At 58.1% G+C, this 18,249-nt stretch carries 19 protein-coding genes and 1 pseudogene; 7 read left to right on the top strand and 13 right to left on the bottom strand.

Annotation, left to right across the window (positions count from 1 at the left end; genetic code table 11):
- From QVP03_RS01545 to QVP03_RS01535, 3 genes and pseudogenes are all read left to right on the top strand, one after another.
- Window positions 1–151: pseudogene (locus tag QVP03_RS01545) on the top strand (DedA family protein); the annotation flags it as partial.
- 1 nt (window position 152) lies between these two features.
- Complete coding sequence (locus tag QVP03_RS01540; protein WP_018694733.1) at window positions 153–605, top strand: GNAT family N-acetyltransferase; 453 nt, start codon at window positions 153–155, stop codon at window positions 603–605.
- Between the two features lie 6 nt (window positions 606–611).
- Window positions 612–1,337 (top strand): DUF5131 family protein, encoded by a 726-nt coding sequence (locus tag QVP03_RS01535; protein ID WP_022331915.1) that lies wholly within the window; start codon window positions 612–614, stop codon window positions 1,335–1,337.
- A 383-nt stretch (window positions 1,338–1,720) separates the two neighbouring features.
- Here QVP03_RS01535 and QVP03_RS01530 read toward each other — a convergent pair whose 3' ends face one another.
- The 9 genes from QVP03_RS01530 to QVP03_RS01490 form a co-directional block, all read right to left on the bottom strand.
- Window positions 1,721–2,245 (bottom strand): ferritin, encoded by a 525-nt coding sequence (locus QVP03_RS01530; protein ID WP_022331914.1) that lies wholly within the window; start codon window positions 2,243–2,245, stop codon window positions 1,721–1,723.
- Window positions 2,246–2,426: 181 nt separating this feature from the next.
- Window positions 2,427–3,269 (bottom strand): PepSY-like domain-containing protein, encoded by an 843-nt coding sequence (locus QVP03_RS01525; protein WP_022331913.1) that lies wholly within the window; start codon window positions 3,267–3,269, stop codon window positions 2,427–2,429.
- Between the two features lie 35 nt (window positions 3,270–3,304).
- Complete coding sequence (locus tag QVP03_RS01520) at window positions 3,305–3,748, bottom strand: PepSY-like domain-containing protein (protein WP_055202849.1); 444 nt, start codon at window positions 3,746–3,748, stop codon at window positions 3,305–3,307.
- 103 nt (window positions 3,749–3,851) lie between these two features.
- The gene (locus QVP03_RS01515; protein ID WP_022331911.1) at window positions 3,852–5,132 is read right to left on the bottom strand and encodes a sensor histidine kinase; all 1,281 of its coding nucleotides are present in this window, start codon (window positions 5,130–5,132) and stop codon (window positions 3,852–3,854) included.
- A complete protein-coding gene (locus tag QVP03_RS01510; protein WP_018694727.1) occupies window positions 5,129–5,806 on the bottom strand; it encodes a response regulator transcription factor in 678 nt (225 codons plus the stop codon). Before QVP03_RS01510 ends, QVP03_RS01515 begins: the two co-directional genes overlap by 4 nt.
- Before the next feature lie 203 nt (window positions 5,807–6,009).
- On the bottom strand, window positions 6,010–7,038 hold the full coding sequence (locus tag QVP03_RS01505; RefSeq protein WP_022331910.1) for a beta-ketoacyl-ACP synthase III: 1,029 nt from the start codon (window positions 7,036–7,038) through the stop codon (window positions 6,010–6,012).
- A 24-nt stretch (window positions 7,039–7,062) separates the two neighbouring features.
- Window positions 7,063–8,010, bottom strand: a complete 948-nt coding sequence (gene plsX, locus QVP03_RS01500; RefSeq protein ID WP_022331909.1) for a phosphate acyltransferase PlsX — start codon at window positions 8,008–8,010, stop codon at window positions 7,063–7,065.
- A 145-nt stretch (window positions 8,011–8,155) separates the two neighbouring features.
- Window positions 8,156–8,341, bottom strand: coding sequence for a 50S ribosomal protein L32 (gene rpmF, locus QVP03_RS01495; RefSeq protein WP_033395117.1), 186 nt, complete (start codon window positions 8,339–8,341; stop codon window positions 8,156–8,158).
- A gap of 87 nt (window positions 8,342–8,428) precedes the next feature.
- On the bottom strand, window positions 8,429–9,004 hold the full coding sequence (locus QVP03_RS01490) for a YceD family protein (protein WP_022331908.1): 576 nt from the start codon (window positions 9,002–9,004) through the stop codon (window positions 8,429–8,431).
- Window positions 9,005–9,185: 181 nt separating this feature from the next.
- Here QVP03_RS01490 and QVP03_RS01485 point away from each other — a divergent pair, with 181 nt between their 5' ends.
- Window positions 9,186–9,596 (top strand): hypothetical protein, encoded by a 411-nt coding sequence (locus QVP03_RS01485; protein WP_022331907.1) that lies wholly within the window; start codon window positions 9,186–9,188, stop codon window positions 9,594–9,596.
- A 130-nt stretch (window positions 9,597–9,726) separates the two neighbouring features.
- Here QVP03_RS01485 and gap read toward each other — a convergent pair whose 3' ends face one another.
- From gap to QVP03_RS01465, 4 genes are all read right to left on the bottom strand, one after another.
- Window positions 9,727–10,743, bottom strand: coding sequence for a type I glyceraldehyde-3-phosphate dehydrogenase (gene gap / locus QVP03_RS01480; RefSeq protein WP_018694721.1), 1,017 nt, complete (start codon window positions 10,741–10,743; stop codon window positions 9,727–9,729).
- A 115-nt stretch (window positions 10,744–10,858) separates the two neighbouring features.
- Window positions 10,859–11,614, bottom strand: a complete 756-nt coding sequence (locus tag QVP03_RS01475; protein ID WP_018694720.1) for an ABC transporter ATP-binding protein — start codon at window positions 11,612–11,614, stop codon at window positions 10,859–10,861.
- Window positions 11,611–12,354, bottom strand: a complete 744-nt coding sequence (locus QVP03_RS01470) for an MlaE family ABC transporter permease (RefSeq protein ID WP_022331906.1) — start codon at window positions 12,352–12,354, stop codon at window positions 11,611–11,613. Before QVP03_RS01470 ends, QVP03_RS01475 begins: the two co-directional genes overlap by 4 nt.
- Before the next feature lie 4 nt (window positions 12,355–12,358).
- Window positions 12,359–12,763 (bottom strand): DUF4834 family protein, encoded by a 405-nt coding sequence (locus QVP03_RS01465; RefSeq protein WP_018694718.1) that lies wholly within the window; start codon window positions 12,761–12,763, stop codon window positions 12,359–12,361.
- Window positions 12,764–12,942: 179 nt separating this feature from the next.
- Between QVP03_RS01465 and purB the strand changes: the two genes are divergently transcribed.
- The 3 genes from purB to QVP03_RS01450 form a co-directional block, all read left to right on the top strand.
- A complete protein-coding gene (gene purB / locus QVP03_RS01460; RefSeq protein ID WP_022331905.1) occupies window positions 12,943–14,301 on the top strand; it encodes an adenylosuccinate lyase in 1,359 nt (452 codons plus the stop codon).
- Window positions 14,302–14,751: 450 nt separating this feature from the next.
- Window positions 14,752–16,665: a hypothetical protein gene (locus QVP03_RS01455; protein WP_022331904.1), complete on the top strand. Its 1,914-nt coding sequence runs from the start codon at window positions 14,752–14,754 to the stop codon at window positions 16,663–16,665.
- 457 nt (window positions 16,666–17,122) lie between these two features.
- A partial coding sequence (locus tag QVP03_RS01450) for an APC family permease (protein ID WP_288210592.1) occupies window positions 17,123–18,249 on the top strand: 1,127 nt, incomplete at its 3' end.

Below are 18,249 nucleotides of genomic sequence, written 5' to 3'. Positions count from 1 at the left end.
ATTCCTGCCCACGATCGGCGAGGCCATCGCCATCGTGCTGGGGCTGATGCGCAGCAACGTCTGGCTCACGGGCGGCTCGATGCTCGCGGGCAAGACCCTGCGTTATATCGTCGTACTGGCGACCTTCGAAGGCGCCGCATCGCTTTTCTGACATGGATCTCGAAATTGTAAAGACAGACACGCCGCAGCGCGACCTGCTGCTGCTGGCCGACGAATCGGAAGAGTCCGTAGCCGACTACGCCGACCGCGGCACAACCTATGTCGCACGTCGTGACGGGGAAATCCTCGGCCAGTATGTATTCCTGCACACGCGGCCGTTCACGGCCGAAGTGGTCAATATCGCCGTCGTCCCCGAACACCAGCGCAAGGGCATCGCCACGGCCATGCTCCGCCACGCCGTCGCCACGGCCCGTGCGGCCGGGTTCCATCTTCTCGAAATCGGTACGGGCGATCTGGGCGTGGGACAGATTGCGCTCTACGAACGCTGCGGGTTCGTCCGCTGCGGCGTCGACGTGGACTATTTCAGCAAACACTACCCCGTTCCGTTTTTCGAAAACGGCGTCGAGTGCCGCCACATGGTGCGCCTGCGCATGGAACTCAAATAACAGGTTATGTCGGTCAGTTGGAACCCGTGGCACGGATGCCGCAAGCTCAGCGAAGGCTGCCGGCACTGCTACGTCTACCGGCAGGATGCGCAGCACGACAAGGACAGCCGCGAGGTACGCAGGACAACGGCCTTTAACCTCCCCGTGCGCCGCACGCGCGACGGACGCTACAAAGTCCCGCCCGGCGAGATGGTCTACACCTGCTTCACGTCCGATTTCCTCGTCGAGGAGGCCGACGCATGGCGCGCCGAAGCGTGGGAGATGATCCGCATACGCAGCGACCTGCGCTTTTTCTTCATCACCAAGCGTATCGACCGCCTCATGCAGGTATTGCCGCCCGACTGGGGCGGAGGCTACGAAAACCTCGCCGTGGGCTGCACGGTCGAGAACCAGGCGATGGCCGACTACCGGCTGCCTTTTCTGCTGGACGCCCCCCTGCGCCACAAGCTGATCATCTGCGCCCCGCTGCTCGGGCCGCTCGACATCGCACGATACCTCGTCCCCGGAATCGAAGAGGTTTCCGTCGGGGGCGAATCGGGCAACGAAGCCCGCCCCTGCAATTACGACTGGATACTTTCGATCCGCCGCCAATGCGTCGCGGCAGACATCCCCTTCGCTTTCCACCAAACCGGTGCACGGCTTGTCAAGGACGGGCGCCTTTACCGCATCCGCCGCCCGTACCAGCATTCGCAGGCCCGCAAGGCCGGGATCGACTACAAGGCAAAGCGATGAGGTGAGCCCCCCTATCCGCCCTGCACGAGTCCCGGCATCCGGCCCTTGTTTTCCCACATCCCGCTCCCGGCCCTCTTCACAAGGCCATTCCCGCGCCTCCTTCCCGACCGGTACGGTTCCGGCATGCGGCAACTCGCTCCCATATCAGCCCCGCAATCTCCCTCGGGAATCGCCCTTGCCCGACACCTCGCCCGATACCTCGGAATCGCTTTCCCCGGTATCATGCCTCTCAATAGCCCCCCCGGAATAGCTTCTCCCCAATAGCTTTCCAGGAACTGTTTTCCCAGCCATTCTGCCCGGACACACGGACTTCCGGACATCCGGCAAAAGCAACCGCCCCGGGAAACCGGGGCGGCAGACTCAGCAATCAGGTTCGCTGCGAATTATTCGGTTGCCGTGGCAAGCGGCGAAGCCTGCTGGTAAACGCGGGCCGCCAGTTCCTTGTCGAGCGTATAAAGCCCGAACTTATTACCCTCTACAGCCTCGCAGGCGGTAATCATGTCGCGTGCCGACTCCTCCTCCTCGACCTGCTCGTCGACGAACCATACGAGCATGTTCGACGATGCGAAATCCTTATCTTCGGCAGCGATGGCTGCCAGGTTGTTGATCATCGAAGTCACCACCTTCTCATGCTCCAGCGTATCCTTGAACATATCGAGCGGCGACGTCCACTCGGTACGCACCTCCTCGATCGGCTTCAGCACGACCTTGGCATCGCGCGAATTGATGTAGTTCATCAGGATGCGGGCATGATCCTGCTCCTCGCGGAACTGGACGAAAAACCAGTTGGCCACGCCTTTCAGCCCCTTGTTCTCGGCGTCCATCGACATCGAAAGATAAAGATAGGCCGACCACAATTCGGCGTTGATCTGCGCATTCAGTGCGTCATGTAATCTTTTGCTTAACATAGTAATATTGTTTTAAGTTTGTGTTTGTATTTTCTCTTCCTGATACAAATATACAATAGTTTCTACTAATTTGTACGAAAAACACATCATATTATTTTATAACGATATAGCTCTATGTTATAACAAAAAAAACGGAGCCCGCACCTCCGGGATGCAGGCTCCGCAAAAGCATACGGGACGATCAGAGCAGGGTGCCGTCCTCGAGGATACGCACCGTCGCCTCCCGTTCGGACTGCGGGTCTTCCACCTCGATGGCGTACCACACGCGGTCGGGGCTTTCGTAGAGGTCAACATCGTCGATCACCCACGTACCGTACTGCGATGACTGCAAAGTCCGCCTCACCACGTCCGGAACCTCCGAAAGACGCACTCCGGTTTTCGTCCACAGCCAGGCGTCACCCGTACCGAAGCACACCTCGAGCGCTTTCCCGGCGAAGATGATATCGACCTCGGTATTTCCCTTCTCCCGCTCCGCATCAACGATACGGGCACCGGGGTATTTCCGGGCGATGAAGTCGCTGATCGCCTTCGACAGTTCCTGCGGAAGCATATCGCCGTGATCGTCATTGCCGTCCCTGTCGGGCACTTCGCGCAACAGCACGCCGTCCTCGGAATAATAGAGGTCGAATTCCTGCTCGGCACGTTCGACTTCGAGCACATAGACCGTCTCCTGGCCGTTGCGCAGCAGCTTATCCACGTCGTCCACATGCCAAGCGGCATAATCGCCGGCTTCGTAGGCAGTACGCACTGCCCGGGGCAACTCGGCATAGGAGATATCCTCCTCGGTCATGTACCATTTGCCGGCGGCATCGAACCATGCCTGCATGTACATACCCGCGCTGCGGAAATCGGCGACCATATACCCGCCCTTGTCTTCCCATTCGACATGGCTTGCAGCGGGGAACATCTCCCCGAAAGCAGCCTGCACGGCGGCCGGTACCTTTACCGATTTACTGTCGTCGTCACAACCCGCCATCGCACCCAGCGACACGAGTCCCATTACCAATACCATGAATTTCTTCATACGATTCCGAATTTGAGGTTAATCCCGGGGTTAAATTAATTGTCGATGTCTATCAGACGGAACTTCAGGTCGAATTTCAGGTCGAGGCCGTTGTCCAGTTCGACTTCGTAGTCGCGGCGGTCGCGGTCGATCGCCGTGATCTTGCGGTCGGGATAGTTCTTGGCGACATAGTCGCGGATCTGCTGCGGTACGATGGCGGCCGGCACCTCGCCGTATTTGCATTCGACATCTTTCCATTCGCCGTTCTTCGTGAATTCGACCTTCGCGCCGTTGACGAACACGACCTTGTAATCCTTGTCGAAAAGTTCCTCGTCCACCTTGGATAAGGAGACTTCTACACCGGCAAAATGCGCCTTGATAAATTGCTGTGCCGTAGCCGGAAGTTCGCCGACTGCGATCGGACGGTCGTTGCCCGCGAATGCGGGGGCGGAAGTTACCATCAGGGCTGTGCCTGCGAGAATCATCATGAGCTTTTTCATAATCGTTTCAATATTAGGTTTGACTTGTGTTCACAGTGCAAAGTTGCGACCTAAAGCTGAAATGAAGTTGAAATAATCGGCCCCGATCCGTTTTTTTCGTTTTTTATATCCGGAAATGTACCGAGAAACAGTGGCACCTATTTATATAAGAGTATCCCACGCGCAGCCCGTAAAGGCGGCACACGGCGTCGACGATCGAGAGGCCGAGCCCCGTCGAACCCTCCTTCTTCGTCCCCTGGTAAAAGCGCTCGAAAATATGCTCCGCGTCAAGTGCTCCTCCTCCGCTGCTGTTGCAGACGCGCAGTTCATGCGGGGCAACAGTGACCGACACCGTCCCGCCCTTGTCGCCGTGGACATAGGCGTTTTTCAGCAGGTTCGACACCAGGCTGGCCGCCAGCGACGGATTCATCCGCACAGACAGATGTCCCTGCTCATGCAGTTCGAAACGCATTTCGCGCCCGGCGTAGATCTCCTCCATATCCTCGGCCGTACGCCGCACCTGGGCGTTGAAGTCGACCTGTTCCGTCTCGGGGAATTGTCCGTTCTCGATCTTCGAAAGCAGCAGCAGCGAGCGGTTGAGCCGCACGAGGTAGTCCAGCGTCCCCTGCACCTTCAGTATTTCGCCGAGCTGCGCCTCGGTCAACGCCGAACCGTCGTCCACGAGCATCTCCAGCCGGTTGCGGCAAATGGCCAGCGGGGTCTGCATCTCATGCGAGGCATTGCCGATAAATTGTTTCTGGCGTTCGAACAGGGACTCCGCCCGCTCGGCATAACGGTTCGCCGCCTCGTTCAGCCGCCGGAATTCGACGACCTTCGTATCGTTCACCAGCGGGGCGTTCTTCCCGCCCACGGTATAACTGTCGAACCATCGCAACAGGGCATAGAGCGGCCGCAGGGTACGGTGAAGCACCAGCACGTTGACCAGCAGGATCGCCAGCAACAGGAACAGATAGAGGTAGACGATCCACCAGAGGATCGCTTCCTGCAAGTCGTCCTTTTCGATGGTCGGGGTCATCACGGTCAGTTCCTTGTAACGTCCTCCGCTGTCGCGGAATATCGTCCGCAGCACCCGCGCCGGTTCCTCTTCGTCTTTCTCAGGAATAAATATCTCCTCGTCGCTGAAAACCATATGCTGCCGCCCTTCGGCATACTCCGCTGACACGTCGTGCAGGTAATAGCCGTTGTTGCTGCCCGAATAGGCGGCAGGCAGTTCCCTCCCCGCGAGGCTCCGCGTGACCAGCATCTCGGCATAGTTCTCCAGCGAATCGTCCACCTCGTCGTTGATCTCGTCGATCATCGTCAGGTAGAACAACACGGCCCACCCCGCCAGCAACAGCGAGAGGGCCCAGGACATGTGCAACACGATGCGATAGACCAACCTCATGGGGCAACGAGTTTATAGCCGAATCCATAGACGGCCCGGATCTCGATGTCGGCCTGCGCGTCGTGGAGCCGGCGGCGCAGGTTCTTCATCTGGGCGTATACGAAATCGAAATTATCCGCCTGGTCGATATGGTCGCCCCACACGGCTTCTGCCAGCGTGGCCTTATCGACCATATGGTTCGGGCGGCTCATAAAATAGTAGAGGATGTCGTACTCCTTGCGCAGCAGTTCCACCTCGCACCCGGCCACCTCCACACGGCGGCTGTCGGGGTAGAGGCGGACATTCCCCACGTCGAGGCTCTGCTGCCCGTCGCGCTGGTGACGGCGCACGACGCTCCGGATACGGGCGCTCAGTTCCGCCAGATGGAACGGCTTGGGCAGGTAATCGTCGGCCCCGAGCTCGAGCCCCTCGACCTTGTCATCGAGCGAATCCCGGGCCGAAATGATGATCACGCCGGCAGGTTTGCGCTGCCGCCTGAGCTCTTCGAGTATCCGCAGGCCGCTGCCGTCGGGCAGCATGATGTCCAGCAGGATACAGTCGTAATCGTATCCGGCGATCTTTTCGAGCGCCGATGCGTAATCGGACGCCTGCTCGACCACATACTGTTCGCGGCGCAGCGTCTGCACCATGATCTCCCGCAGGGAGGGTTCGTCTTCCACGATCAGGATTTTCATAAACAGCAAATATTCTTCGGGACAAAGTTACATTGCGAATCCGAAAAGAATCTGAAACCGCAGCGGCAATGCCCAAGTCCAAATATACGAAAAAATCTTGCACCCGCCGCTCCGGCACGGACAGCCCAGGCACGGAAAAGGGCGGAAACCGTACAAGTTTCCGCCCTATCCGTGTTTTCGGCCGGGCTCTCGCCCGCACCGGATTATTTCTCGGCAGGATCGACCTGGCAGGCTTTCGAACCGTCGTATGCCCACTTCACATAGATGGCACCCCACGTATACCCGCCGCCGAATGCCGACAGGATCAGGTTGTCGCCCGGCTTCAGCTCCTTCTCGTAGTCGTAGAGGCACGAAGGGATCGTCGCCGCCGTGGTGTTGCCGTTGCGGTCGATATTGATCATGCACTTGTCATGGTCGAGCCCCATGCGGCGGGCCGTAGCGTCGATGATGCGCAGGTTGGCCTGATGGGGAACCAGATAACGGATGTCGTCCGAGGTGAGGTTGTTGCGCTCCATGATCTCCACCGACACGTCGGCCATTTTCGAAACAGCAGCCTTGAATACGGCATGTCCGTCCCACATGATCGTGTGCCAGTTGTTCTGCACGGTCTCGATCGAAGCCGGATAGCGCGATCCGCCGGCCTTCATGTAAAGTTGCAACTCGCCCGAGCCGTCCGAACGCAGGATTTCGTCCAGTACGCCGTAACCCTCCGTATTGGGTTCCAGCAGCACGGCTGCGGCGCCGTCGCCGAAGATCGGACAGGTCGAACGGTCGGTATAGTCGACGATGGTCGACATCTTGTCGGCACCGACCACGACCACCTTCTTGCACGATCCCGACTCGATGAACTTGGCACCTGTCGTCAGTGCGAAGAGAAAACCGCTGCAAGCCGCCGAAACGTCGTACGCGAAAGCGTTTTTGCAACCCGCCTGGTCGGCGATCAGATTACCCGTCGAAGGGAAGAACATATCGGGGGTCACCGTGGCGCAGATCACCAGATCCACCTCCATCGGGTCTACGCCCGCCTTGTCCAGCAGGTTGATGACCGCGCGGGCACCCATATAGGAAGAGCCGACGCCTTCGCCCTTGAGGATATGGCGCGTCTTGACGCCGATATGCGACATGATCCACTCGTCGGACGTGTCGACCATGGTGCTTAATTCTTCGTTGGTGAGGATATAATCGGGGAGATATAGACCCACACCGGTAATTGCTGCTGTTATCTTGCCCATTAACTTTTCTTTACCTAATGATTATTAATTTTTGAAAGCGCGCTGCAACTTAGCGGTCAGATCCGCCGTAATGCACCGCTCGGCCGAAAGGATCATGCTCCTGATCGCCTTGGGCGATGAGATACCATGGCCGATGACCACAGGCGCATTGACGCCGAGCACGGGCGTACCGCCCACGTTCTCGTAATTCATCGCGTCCCAGAAAGCGTTTCCGCCGCCGAGTTTCTTGTTGATGTGGTAGAGGCCCTCGGCCATCTTCAGTACCGTATTGCCCACGAAACCGTCGCAGACGACCACGTCTGCGACCTTGCCCGTGAAGAGGTACGACGCCTCGACGTTACCCACGAAATCGATGCGGTCGTCGGCCTTCAGCAACTCGTACGTGGCCTTGGACTGCGTATTGCCCTTGGTCTCCTCCTCGCCGATGTTGAGCACGGCTACACGGGGTTTTCGGATCCCGAGCACGGCTTCGGCATAAATCGAGCCTATCAGCCCGTACTGCGCCAGCACCTCGGGTTTGCAGTCTACGTTCAATCCCACGTCCAGCAACAGCGCGGGATGCCCCGTCACCGTAGGAATGATGGATGAGATCGTGGGACGGATAACCCCCTCGATCGGTTTCACGGCGTACATCGACCCGACCATCATGGCGCCCGTGCTGCCGGCACTGGCAAAACCGTCTATGGCCCCTTTGGCCAGGTAACCGAAGCCCACCGTGATGCTGGAATCGGCCTTGGCCTGGAACGCCTTGGCGGGATGGTCGCCCATTTCGATCACCTCGGTGGTGGCAACGATATCGAACCGGTCGGCAGGACAGCCTTCGCCCGCGAGCACGGCCCTGACCCTCGCCTCGTCGCCGAACAATACGATACGGCTGTCGGGCCCGATCGCATCGAGTGCCATGACAGCCCCTTTGACCGCAGCCTCGGGCGCATAATCACCTCCCATGGCATCTACACCAATCTTTAACATAATCGTGCGATTTGGTTAAACTTCACGTCCCGCCCCTCCCTGCCGGCATCCGGTCACAGGCCGGACGGCCGCACACACAAAGACAGGTGCTTGCATAAATTAAAAAGAGGGCAGCCTCGCGGATGCACTCTTTAACCCTGCCGATTTATTCGGCAGCCTTTTTCTCGATCGCCAGCTTTCCGCGATAGAACCCGCATTCGGGGCATACGCGGTGATACAACGTAGCTGCGCCGCAGTTCGAGCAGATGACCACCGTCGGAACGACAGCCTTGTAATGAGTTCTTCTCTTATCGCGTCGCGTCGACGAGACTTTGTGTTTAGGATGTGCCATTTTACAATATAAATTATAAGTTTAACGTATTTCCTGTCCTAAATATTTCCCGGCCCGGAACAAAAGCGCCTCCCGGCCGGAAATAGCTTATTCCTTTTGTTCTGTTTGCGTCCCGTCGGCCTCCATCTGTTCCTTGAGCGCGGCCAGCTTGGCCCATTCGCCCTCGTTGCGGCCCTCGGCCTCGGCCCTGTCTTCGAGCCTCCCGAACTCCTCGTCGGAAACGATGCGGAAACGTTCCAGCATGTCGGGATTGCACTCCCCGTCGGGATGCACCCGCTGGTAAGGCAGCGCCAGTACGATACTCTCGTAGATGTACTGCGTCAGGTCGACTTCGTCCTCCATCGGCAGCAGCCACATGACTTCGCCGTCGTACTCATGCACCTCGTCCGAGAATTTCACCAGCAACTGTCCCTCGTAATGGATTGGCACATTGCAGTCTTCCAGACACCGGTCGCACTCCACGACGACACTCCCGTCCACGGTAACATCAAGCGTAAGCATCGACTCGCCGCGCTCCAGGGCGACCGAGACATCGCAGTCCCCGTCCTTGATTTCCGTACTGCCGAAAGCCCTGAACAACCCGCCGTCGACCTTGAAATGGAAGTCGTGCAGGCCGCTCCTGAGCCCCCTGTAAGCAATCGTATATCTTTTTGTTTCCTCCATAGGAGCGCATTTAGGGCACAAAGTTACGAAAATATAAGACATTTGCAAAGAAAATGCAGAGTTTTAGCATCCCCGCACTCCCGGATATCCGGTCGCCCGCCCGCAGAAGAGGCACGGCACAGGCTCCGGAAATTCCGGCCGCGGATTCCATCTTCGGCAAAAATCGTTATATTTGCACCGTATGGCAACAAAAGAGGGATTCACAATCGAGATTTCGAGCCGCTACGAAGGCTGGTGGCGCTACAACGTCGCGCTGATGTGCGGCTGCTTCGACACGGCGGGCAACCGCACCGGCTTCGCATCGACCGAGGCACATGTCGCCGACGTCGGCTCGAACCTGCGGGAAAAGCCCGCCGGGAATCCCGGCGGCGGCCGCGCAAGTCTCGAAACCGGGCCGTGCGACCACCTTCTGCTCTACATCTATATCGTACCCCATACGCTGCCGGCCGGCAACGACATCGGCGACACGGCACCCTTCGAAGTCGAAATCCGCATCGCATACGGCGGACGGCGGCTCCGCGCGGAGAAACGCCTCATCAACCAGTGGTCGGGCGCCTCGATCGAGATGCGCGTGGATTCCGAAGCCCGGTAGCGGGCATCCCGGGACAACACCCGCCGTCCCGGAACACGTTGCCTGGCAGGGCAACCTCAGCCCCCCCGCAGCCACAAAAAAAGAAGGAACCCACACGGGTTCCTTCTTCCATTATAGCGACGGCTTACGATTATTTGTTGTTGTAAGCGGCCATCTTCTGAATCAGCATCACGACCTTGTTCGAGTAGCCCCACTCGTTGTCGTACCAAGCCACGAGCTTCACGAAGTTCGGGTTGAGTGCGATACCGGCCTTGGCGTCGAAGATCGAGGTGTTGGCGTCACCCGTGAAGTCGGTCGAAACCACGTCGTCCTCGGTGTACTCGATGATACCCTTGAACTCGTTCTCCGAAGCCTTCTTCATGGCAGCCTTGATCTCGTCGTACGAAGCGCCCTTCTCCAGACGGCAGGTCAGGTCTACGACCGAAACGTCGAGCGTCGGAACGCGGAATGCCATACCGGTCAGTTTGCCGTTCAGGGCGGGGATCACCTTGCCTACGGCCTTTGCAGCACCGGTCGACGAGGGGATGATGTTGCCGCCGGCAGCACGGCCGCCGCGCCAGTCCTTCATCGAGGGGCCGTCTACGGTCTTCTGCGTTGCGGTGGTAGCGTGTACGGTGGTCATGAGACCCTCGACGATGCCGAAGTTGTCGTTGATGACCTTAGCCAGCGGAGCGAGGCAGTTCGTGGTGCACGATGCGTTCGAAACGATCTTCTGGCCGGCGTAGCTGTCGGTGTTCACGCCGCATACGAACATCGGGGTGTCGTCCTTCGAGGGGGCCGACATAACGACATATTTGGCACCGGCTGCAATGTGGGCCTCGGCTTTCTCCTTGGTCAGGAACAGACCGGTCGACTCTACGATATACTCGGCGCCGACTTCGTTCCACTTCAGGTTTGCGGGATCCTTCTCGGCGGTTACGCGGATCACGTTGCCGTTCACGATGAGCTGGCCCTTCTCCACGTTATAGTCGATCGTACCGTTGAAACGGCCGTGTACCGAGTCGTACTTGAGCATGTAAGCCATGTAGTCTACCGGAACGAGGTCATTGATACCTACAACCTCAATGTCTGCATTGTTGCATGCAGCGCGGAATACCAGACGGCCGATACGACCGAAACCGTTGATACCAACTTTGATCTTTGACATAGTTTTATGATTTATTTGTTAATAAAAAAATGCACTATTTTTTCACTGCGCAAAAGTACATACTTTATGTATATTACGCAAATAAAAAATTAAATTTTTTTAGGAACCCGGCTGCCTACTTTGCAGCCAGCTTGGCCTTTTTGGCCATCGCCGAGGCGAATACGAAATCGTTGAGTTCCGGGTTGTCGGCATGCAGGATATCGTCCTTGGTACCCTCCCACCACTTGCGGCCTTCGTGGATGTATACAATTTTCTCGCCGATCTCCATCACCGAGTTCATATCGTGCGTATTGATGATCGTCGTGATGTTGTACTCGCGCGTGATTTCGTGGATCAGGTTGTCGATGACGATCGAGGTCTGCGGGTCGAGGCCCGAGTTGGGCTCGTCGCAGAACAGGTAACGCGGGTTGAGCACGATGGCGCGGGCGATGGCCACGCGCTTGATCATTCCGCCCGACAACTCGGCGGGATAGAGGTGGTTGGCGTCTTCCAGCCGCACGCGCTGCAGGCAGAAATCCACACGTTCCATCTTCTCTTTCTCGCTCTGCGAGGTGAAGAGGTCGAGCGGCAGCTTGACGTTCTCCTCGACGGTCGAAGAGTCGAGCAGCGCCCCGCCCTGGAAAATCATGCCGATGTCCTTGCGGATGGCGCGCCGCTCGCGGAAATCGAGACGCGTGAAATTCGTATCGTCGTACCACACGTCGCCCGAATCGGGTTCATGCAGCCCTACCAGCGTTTTCAGCAGCACGGTCTTGCCCGAACCGCTGCGCCCGATGATGAGGTTGGTCTTCCCGGTCAGGAACTCGATCGAGATGTCGTCGAGCACCACGCGCCCGTCGAACGATTTGGTGATGTGCTCGGCACGTATCATATCAGCAGGACTTGCGTAAGGATCAGGTTAAAGATCATGATTACCACGGAACTGGCCACCACGGCGCGCGTCGAGGCGGCGCCCACTTCGAGCGAATTGCCCTTGGCAAAGTAACCGTAGAACGCCGAAATCGAGGTGATGATATAGGCGAACACGGCGGTCTTGATAAGCGAGTAGACGATCGAATAGGGCTTGAAGTCCATCAGCAGTCCGTCGACATAGTCGGCCGGGATCATAATGCCGGTCAGGTAGGCGATGGCCCAGCCGCCGATGATTCCGATGGCGATGCTGAGGATCGTCAGGAACGGGAAGAAGACCACCGCGGCGACGATCTTCGGCAGGATGAGGTACGAAGCCGAATTGACACCCATGATCTCCAGTGCGTCGATCTGTTCGGTAATGCGCATCGTGCCGATCTCCGAAGCGATGCTCGAACCAACCTTGCCGGCCAGGATCAGCGCCACGACCGTCGACGAGAATTCGAGGATCATCGTCTCGCGCGTGGCGTAACCGACCAGCGAACGGGGGATGAACGGCGAATCGAGGTTGATGCACATCTGCAGGGTGATGACCGCACCGATGAATACCGAAATAATGGCCGTCAGGCCGATCGAGTCGATTCCCAGAGACTCCATTTCGTAAATGATGCGCCGGCGGTAGATGGCAGCCTTCTCCGGACGGGAAAAGACCTTTCCCATCAGCATGAAATAACGGCCGATCAACTCAAATATCTTCCACATGGCGCTACTCCTCTCCGGGCTCCTTGGTCTCTTCGAATTCGACATAGTCGCCCACGTCGCGCGAGACCCGTTTCTCGGGCGTTTCCGAGGTTTTATATACCTTCACTTCGCCTTCGCGACCCTTGCGGGGCTCCCCTGCAAAGGGCGAGCCGAAGCCCTGTCCGCCGAAGTTCCCTTCGCCGAACTGTTCTTCCATCCGGCGGCGCATCTTATAGACGCGCCAGCGGAACAGCAGGATCGCCGCTACTACCAATACGATGACTCCCATAATGAAATAGAGAAAAAAAAGTGCGATTCCCCTGAGCAGCGCCGGGGCGCCGACAGCCAGGATGAGGATGACCAGGGTCGTCAGCGGATTGCGCTGCACGAACCTCACCAGGCCATCTATGATCGCTGTCAGAAAATTCATTGCATTTTCGGTTTACAACCCTACAAAGGTAGGGAAAATTATGCGTATTTCAATTAAATGTCGTAAATTTGGTGCCGGAACTTTGCCGGCGGGCGGGGCAAAGCCTTCGGGCAGGCCCTGCCGGGCGCAGGCGGAGTCCGGACGCCGGAGGCGTATTATATAAAACCATACATAAATCCATGAACTCCAATCCGCTCAACAGCCTTACCGCCATCTCCCCCGTCGATGGCCGCTACCGTAATACAACGGGGAAATTAGCCGATTATTTTTCAGAACAGGCGCTCATCCGCTACCGCATCCGCGTCGAAGTGGAGTATTTCATCGCGCTGTGCGAGTTGCCGCTGCCCCAGCTGGCGGACATCGACCATACGAAATTCGCAGCCCTGCGCGCCCTGTACCTCGATTTCGCACCGGCCGACGCCGAGCGCGTGAAGGAGATCGAATCGGTCACCAACCACGACGTCAAAGCCATAGAGTACATCATCAAGGAAAAAATGGACAGCCTCGGACTGGGGGCTTACAAGGAATTCGTACATTTCGGCCTCACCTCGCAGGACATCAACAACACGGCCATCCCGCTCTCGCTCAAGGACGCTATGGCAGGGGTTTACTACCCGGCCGTCGAAGAGGTGCGCGACAAACTGGCCGCCTTCGCCGACGAATGGCGCGACGTGCCGATGCTGGCCCGCACCCACGGCCAGCCGGCCTCCCCCACGACGCTGGGCAAGGAGTTCATGGTCTTTGTCGAACGCGTGGAGAAACAGCTCGCCATGCTGCACGACATCGCAGTGCCCGCCAAATTCGGCGGCGCAACAGGCAACTTCAACGCCCACCGGGCAGCCTACCCGCAGTACGACTGGGTAGCCTTCGCCAACAAATTCGTGGGCGAAACGCTGGGGCTCTGCCGCTCGCAATATACCACGCAGATCGAGCATTACGACAACCTCGCGGCGATCTTCGACAACATGAAGCGCATCGACACCATCCTGATCGACCTCTGCCGCGACATGTGGACGTACATCTCGATGGAATACTTCAAACAGCAGATCAAGGCGGGCGAAGTCGGTTCGAGCGCCATGCCCCATAAGGTCAACCCCATCGACTTCGAGAACGCCGAGGGGAATTTCGGCATCGCCAACGCCGTCTTCGGACACCTCGCGTCGAAGCTCCCCGTTTCGCGCCTGCAACGCGACCTGACAGATTCGACCGTGCTGCGTAACATCGGCGTCCCCATTGCCCATGCGGCCATCGCGCTCCGCTCGCTGATGAAGGGGCTGAACAAGGTAATCCTCAACCGCGAAGCCCTCGAGCGCGACCTGGAGAACAACTGGGCCGTCGTTGCCGAAGGCATCCAGACCATCCTGCGCCGCGAAGGTTATCCCAAGCCCTACGAGGCGCTCAAGGCCCTGACCCGCACCAACGCCCATATCACGCACGAGTCGATCGCCGCATTCATCGAGACGCTCGACGTGGCCGAGGCGGTGAAAGAGGAGCTGCGCGCCCTCTCGCCCTCGACCTACACGGGCATCTTCCGGTAACCCTTACGGAAAATATCCCGCAGGGGCGCAGTAATACCCCGCAACGGCGCAAGGCCCGGAATCATGTTCCGGGCCTTTGTCTTTGGCATACGTTTTGCGAGAGGATAGTCAACTGCGGACAGCAACCGCAGTGAGGTTTCTTCATTTATTTAAGTTTGGGTTAGTAGTTTTAGGAGGGCAATCCTCCAAGGGCAGCAGGCAATCGTGAGATTCCCTGCTGTCTTGTTATATATTGTCCTCCACCCGTTCACTCCGGCACCCTCACCCCCGATTTATCGCACTTTCAGGCAAGACGGATAAAAAAAAATTTGGATTTTATTGGCAGAAAGGTTATTTTTATCCCGTCACATATTGCACGGCCGCCCCGTAAACCCGATTGAATATCCAAAGACGACCGGCCCTGCGCCCGAACAACAGTATTAACCCACTAATTTCCAAAGTTTAACCACTATGATCAAATCTTTCCTGTCATGGGGAACGGCACTGTTGGTGCTGTGCTCTGGTCTGCTAAGCTCATGCGACGACAAAAACGAGGGGGGGGGAAATCCTGACCCAAGCGTCACGCTCGCCATCGGCGACGCCGCATTCAACTCCCTGAAATTCACGCTCACACTCAAGGATGCGGACAAATGCAGCTACATCTGCACCAAGGCGTCCGAAGCCGTGCCTGCGGCAGCGACGATCATCGCCGAAGGCCAGTCCGTAAGCGCATCGGGCGTCGTCGAGATCGCCGGCCTCGAACCCAACACGGCCTACCGCCTCTCCGCCGTCGCCCTGAAAGGCAACATCAACGGTAAGGTCAGCTCGATCGAGCACACCACCTCGGCACCCGGCGTACATCCCGCGGTCGTCCTGACACCGGGCCAGTCCACCACAACGACCCTTACGTTCAACGCCGCCCTGACCGACCCAGAAACCGCAGCCTATGTCTGCCTCGAAAAGACCGAGGGGCTGACCCTTCCCACGGCCGAGGAGATACTGCGTGACGGCAAAGCCATCGCACAGACGGGCGATATCCTTGTCGAGAACCTGAAACCCTCGACCACCTACGTCATCGCGGCAGCTGTCGCCAACACCGGGATCTACTCGGAAGTCAATAGCATCGTGATGGCAACCGGAACGCCGACGCCCGTGGTGACGCTGACAGCGGGAGCCACAGCCCCGACGACACTCACCTTTACGGTAGGCCTCGCCGACACGGAGAAGGCCGCCTACGTATGCCTCGAAAAAGCGGACGGCACGCCTGTCCCGACGGCCGAAAAAATCCTCACCGACGGTACAGCCATCGCACAGGCCGGGGAGATCACCGTAGACAACCTGAAAGACGGCACCACCTATGTCATCGCCGTCGCAGCATCCAACAAAGAGGTCTATTCCGAAGTCAAGTCGATTGAAATGGCCACCGACAAGGATTTGAGCGGCCCGGCCGTCTTCGACCGCCAGGTAGCCGGCGGCTATTATGGTATTCCCGAAGGTGGCCGATACGGTGAATACCTCGTCATATTAGCCGACGGCGAGGCCGTAGGTGCCGACGGAGTGTATGCGACCATCGGAGCCGGGCGTACCATGAGCCTGAACCTCTATCAATTTACTCCCACGAATATGAATAACATCGTCCTGCCGGATCGCACCTACAAATATGCCACCGACAAATCCATTTCGACATTCCACCCGGCCAAGACCTACTGCATGGTCAACGACGGCAAGGGGAATATCACGAAAGTGGAATTCAAGGCAGGAACGATCGCTGTGACAAAGTCCGGCTCGACCTTTACGGTCAAGGCCACGCTGACCACGACCGACGACAAAGAGTTCACGGCCAGCTACACCGGCCCGATTACGATCGAGGACAAGACAGCCGTCAAAATCGAGCCCCTGCCCGACCTCGAAAACGACGTCACGAACGCAACTTTCATCCGCGCACTGGCTAAATACTATAACAACGATGCCGGCACGGCAAACGACTGCGTCGTAAACCTCTACGATGTCCAGCCGACGGTCAACGACGATTACGACTACCTCATAGGGGCCGGGCATATGGTATCGCTCTACCTGACGACCGCACTTTCCGAAGAAATGGTACTCCAGGAAGGAACCTACACGGTGTCCGACACAGGCACGCCGGGCACCTACGCACCGGGCGAGCAGATAGAGTTCATGGACTCCATGCTGGCCATGGGAACCTATTGCGAGGAACGCAACGCCTCCAACGAATCGGTTTACGGGTTCATCACGTCCGGCACGGTGACAGTCACGAAGGTCGGCACCAACTACCGCTTCGTACTCGACTTTACGACCGACAAAGGCCGCAAGGTCAGCGGCACTTACGAAGGCGCCGTGGAGATGAGGGACAAACGCAAGTAGAAATAATCCCCTTGCCACAACCCGGGATTACCGGAAACAGCACACGCAGGATGTCCGTGGGGACATCCTGCAGTTGTTTATACCCTTTCCCGCCGGCATGTATCATAGGCCGCACCCCCGCCGCACACACAAACGCCTTTCCGACACGGCGCCGCGGCACGGGATTTGCAACATACCGGGTAACTGCGGAACAGCAACCGCAGTGAGGTTTCTTCATTTATTTAAGTTTGGGTTAGTAGTTTTAGGAGGGCAATCCTCCAAGGGCAGCAGGCAATCGTGAGATTCCCTGCTGTTTTTTTGCGCCCCGTCCGCAGGCGGTCAACACGCAGGCGCAGAGGAGCCCGCGGGGCGCGGAAACGCCCGCATAAACCATGCACACGCCCGAAAAAACATCAGCCCGGCCGCGTTGCGGCACAGAAACTGATTGACGGCCAGTTGTAAAACACAATTCCACATCATGGCAAAACGTAAAAATATCACCACGACACAGCTCGCCCTGATGACCGCGGCGGCGGTTATCAGCCTGCGCGGACTCCCGATGATGGCGCAGGAGGAGCTGACGATGTTCTTCTACATCTTTTTCGCCACGTTCCTGTTCCTGATCCCGGCGGCGCTGGTAGGTGCCGAACTGGGAAGCGCCTTCGCCTCGAAGGGCGGCGGGGTCTACACCTGGGTCAAGGAGGCGTTCAACAAACACCTGGGGTTCACGGCCATCTTCCTGCAATGGATCCAGAACGTCGTATGGTACCCCACCGTGCTGGGCTTTGCCGCAGCCTCGATCGCCTATATGATCGGGATGCCCGGCCTGGCGCAGAACGGACTTTTCGTGGGGCTTTTCTCGATCGCCATGTACTGGTGCGCCACGCTGGTCACGCTGCGCGGCACCTCGGCCATATCGGGCATTACGAGCAAAGGGTTTCTGATCGGCACGGTGCTTCCCGGCATCGTCGTAATCGTCATGGCCGTCATCTGGATGGCCGGAGGCAACCCCGTCGCACTGGAGCACATCCCCGACACCGTCAGCCAGGTCGTCAATATCGACGCGGCGCACCACGTGCATCCGCGCCTCTTCCCGCACATCACGGGCATGAGCGACATCGCATTCCTGGCCGGGATACTGCTGCTCTTCGCCGGCGTCGAGGTACACGCCGTACATGCCCCGGAGCTCGATAAGCCGCAGACCCAGTTCCCGCGCGCCATGTTCCTGGCGGCGCTGATCTCGTTCGGGCTCTTCACGCTGGGTGCGCTGGCCGTGGCGATCATCACCCCCTACGACCAGATCAACCTCCAGTCGGGGCTGTTCACCACGTTTCAGATCGTCTTCGACCACTACCACATCGGCTGGCTCTCGAACGTCATGGGGCTGCTCGTGGCATTCGGCGCACTGGCCGGCGTCATGTCGTGGATTTCGGGCCCGAGCCGCGGCCTGCTGTGGACGGCCCAGGAGGGTGTACTGCCCTGTTTCCTGCAAAAGACCAACAAAAACGGCGTGCAGGTCAACATCCTCGTCATACAGGGCTGCATCGTCACGCTGCTCTCGTCGCTCTACATCGTCATGGACGACGTGGGCGTGGTGTTCTTCTG

Origin of the sequence: Alistipes sp. CAG:29, from assembly GCF_000435435.1 — a bacterium.
GTDB lineage: Bacteria > Bacteroidota > Bacteroidia > Bacteroidales > Rikenellaceae > Alistipes > Alistipes onderdonkii.
This window is presented reverse-complemented; position numbering and strand designations above follow the sequence as displayed.